The sequence below is a fragment of the Neisseria sp. P0021.S007 genome, from assembly GCF_051956855.1.
In genome coordinates this window covers 1-780 of record NZ_JBQCXA010000366.1, presented here as the reverse complement: position 1 = coordinate 780, position 780 = coordinate 1, and the positions used below count along the sequence as shown (strand labels likewise).

Genomic DNA, 780 nt, shown 5'->3' with positions numbered 1-780 from the left:
GGGACAAACTGCCGCCCAACACCAACAACCGTTTTACCGTCTTCAACGCTGCCGCCTACCGCGCCAAAAACAACCGCTTAGGCATCAATTTGTCCAACCGCATGAAGCTGACCGACACCCTCGAACTGACCCTGACGGGCGATTACCAACGCGAAAAACTCAAAGGCAGCAGCGACACCAGCTGGATACTCGCCCTGCCGCACGACGAATACCGCAAGCTGGTGTGGGACGACCCCGAAACCACCTTAAACTCCAATTTCGCCATGACCATGCCGCGCCAAGGAAAACGCAATGAATGGAATGTCGGCTTCAACTTCAAATACGAACCGACGCCGTGGCTGACCCTGAACGCCGGAGGCCGCTATACCGACTACCGCATGACCGATACCTTCGTCCGCGATTATCTGTCCAAACACCGCGACCGCTTGGAAGCAGAAGGCGAATTTAACGTATTGTCTGAAAACAGCCGCAATGTCGCCGCCATCGGTAGCAGACTGGCCACTCCAGAAGAATACCGCGCCCGCATGGATTTGAAAGCCAGATACGAAGCCGCATTGAAAGCCTATGAAGAAAGCCCCGAAGTGGTGCGTACGCACGCGGCATGGGACGCATACGACCAAAAATTTTGGGCATGGATAAACACCCTGCCCGTCCCCGATTACGCCTGGGCGTTGGAAAATATGCCCGAAGAAACGGAAAGACGGAAAAGCGGCTACCCTGATTTCCTCCCGTGGCCGCAAGAGCTGACCGATTTAAGCGAAGAATACAACAATTCAACCA

1 pseudogene is annotated in these 780 nt (G+C 54.7%); it reads left to right on the top strand.

Features of this window, described 5'->3' with window-relative positions:
* Window positions 1-780: pseudogene (locus tag ACTHUR_RS13390) on the top strand (TonB-dependent receptor domain-containing protein); the annotation flags it as partial.